Raw genomic sequence first — 2,325 nt, forward strand, 5'->3', positions numbered from 1 at the left:
TAATCTTCTCTCCGCGCCCCTCGGGGACGCGACGCGAGGAGTTTGGTGGCGAACAGCGGCATCGAACGGGGCGTGGCGGTCTTCGGCTCGGCGGTCGCCGAGGAGGGTTCCCCGGAGTGGGAGCGCGCCGAGGCGGTCGGCGCCGAGATCGCGCGCCGCGGCCTGCCGACGGTCACCGGGGGCTACGGCGGCGTGATGGAGGCGGCCAGCCGCGGCGCGCGGCGCGCCGGCGGCGAGGTTGTCGGCGTGACCTGCCGCCTCTTCCGCGGGCGCTCCCCGAACCCGCACCTTACGCTGGAGATCGAGGAGCCGGACCTCGCGACGCGGACGGCGCGCCTCTTCGCGCTGGCGAAGGGGTTCGTCGTGCTCGGCGGCGGGGTCGGCACCCTCGCGGAACTGGCGCTCCTCTGGGCCGACGCGAAGGCCGGCAGCCCGCGGGGGCCGATCGTGATCTGGGACGACGTGTGGGCCCGCACCTACGGCGAGCTCGAGGCGGCGGGGCGGATGGAAGGCGGCGCGCGCCGCTGGACGCGCCTCGCCGACCGCGCCGACGCGGCGGTGGCCCTGGCGCTCGACGCGCACGTGCACTGAAGGCGGAGCGATGGCGGACGACAAGAAGGACGACGGGAAGGCGAAGACGCAGGACGGCGGCGGCAAGCCCGCGGCGGAGCGGACCCCCGACGAGGGGCGGACGCTCGTGCACGGGACGCCGCGGGGCGTGCTGCGCGACTACCTCGAGACGATCGTCATCTGCGTGCTCGTGCTCCTCTTCGCGCGCACGTTCGTGTTCATGCAGTCGAAGATCCCCACCGAGTCGATGCTCGACACGCTCCTCGTCGGCGACTACATCCTCGTGGACCGCAATCTCTACGCCGCCCCCGGCGACAGCCCCGCGGGCCTCCTCGGCCAGCGGGAGATCAGGCGCGGCGACGTCGTCGTCTTCAAGTTCCCGGAGGATCCGGACGTCGACTTCGTGAAGCGGGTGATCGGCCTGCCGGGCGAGACGGTGGAGATGAAGGACGGCCGGATGCTGGTGGACGGCAGGCCGCTCGAGGAGCCGTACGTCCTCCCGGAGAACGTCGATCCGCAGGCCAACTACGGGCCGGCGAAGGTCCCGCCCGGGCAGTACTTCATGATGGGCGACAACCGCGCCAACTCGCGCGACTCGCGCTACTGGGGCTTCCTCCCCCGCTCGCTGGTCAAGGGGCGCGCGTTCTTCATCTGGTACTCGTTCGAGGAGCAGCGGAACGACCAGGAGAACGTCGGGCTGCGCCGGCTGCAGTCGATCGCGCGGAAGATCTACCTCTTCCCGACCCGCACCCGCTGGGGACGTCTCTTCTCGATCATCCGCTGACGCTGCGGCGGCGCCGCGGCGAGACGCGCGACGCGGGGCCCGCCCGTCGTCCGCGCGTTCTCGCCGGGAGCGCTCAGAGGACCGGAGAGGACTCGACCTCGTCCTTGCCCGCGACCTGAAGCGAGTGGACGTGGAACCGCGCGTCGTCGGCCTGCGGGAAGTCGTTGCGGAAGTGGCCGCCGCGGCTCTCCTCGCGCCAGAGCGCGCCCCGCGCCACGGCGCGCAGCACGTCCACTTCCGTCGCCGCCTCGAACGCCGCGCGCGTCGCCGGCGCCCCGCCCGGCGCGCCGAGGCGCGACGCCTCGGCCTCGAGCTCCTCGACCGCGCTCCGCAGCCCCGCGCCGTCGCGCAGGATCCCCAGCCGGTCCTCGGCCAGATCGCGCAGCCGCGCGCGGTGGGCCGCCGGATCGGCCTCGCGCGAGAAGCGCGGCGCCGGTGCCTCGGCCGGCGGCGCCTCGCGCCCGACGAAGCCGTCGTCGAACAGGCCGCGCGCCGCGCGCGCCCCGAAGACCAACCCCTCGAGCAGCGAGTTGCTGGCGAGGCGGTTCGCGCCGTGCACGCCGGTCGAGGCGACCTCGCCGGCCGCGGCGAGGCCGCGCACGTTCGTCCGCCCGTGGAGATCGGTCTCCACCCCGCCCATCGCGTAGTGCGCGGCGGGCGCGACGGGCAGCGGCGTCGTCACCGGGTCGATCCCCCAGCCGCGGCAGGCCGCGACGATCCCGGGGAAGCGGCGTTCGACGAACGCGTGGTCGAGCCCGGTGAGGTCGAGACGGACCGGCTCGCCCCCCTGCGCGATGATCCGCCGCGCGATCCCGCGGGCCACGACGTCGCGCGGCGCGAGCTCGCCGCGCGGATCGTCGTCGAGCAGGAAGCGCCGCCCGTCGCGGTCGCGCACGACCCCGCCCTCGCCGCGCAGCGCCTCGGTCATCAGCCAGGAGGGAGCGCCGGGGAGCGCGAGGGCGGTCGGATGG

Annotated in this window: 3 protein-coding genes; 2 read left to right on the forward strand and 1 reads right to left on the reverse strand. The window is 74.8% G+C overall.

Features of this window, described 5'->3' with window-relative positions:
• Nucleotides 1-45: 45 nt before the first annotated feature.
• Nucleotides 46-591 carry an LOG family protein gene (locus LLG88_02815; GenBank protein MCE5245839.1) on the forward strand — a complete coding sequence of 182 codons (546 nt, stop codon included), beginning with the start codon at nt 46-48 and terminating at the stop codon, nt 589-591.
• 10 nt (nt 592-601) lie between these two features.
• Complete coding sequence (gene lepB, locus LLG88_02820; GenBank protein ID MCE5245840.1) at nt 602-1,354, forward strand: signal peptidase I; 753 nt, start codon at nt 602-604, stop codon at nt 1,352-1,354.
• Between the two features lie 73 nt (nt 1,355-1,427).
• Here the strand turns inward: lepB and LLG88_02825 are convergent.
• The coding region (locus LLG88_02825; GenBank protein ID MCE5245841.1) for an FAD-binding protein at nt 1,428-2,325 on the reverse strand (898 nt) is incomplete at its 5' end.

It is taken from the genome of bacterium, from assembly GCA_021372775.1.
Taxonomy (GTDB): domain Bacteria; phylum Acidobacteriota; class Polarisedimenticolia; order J045; family J045; genus JAJFTU01.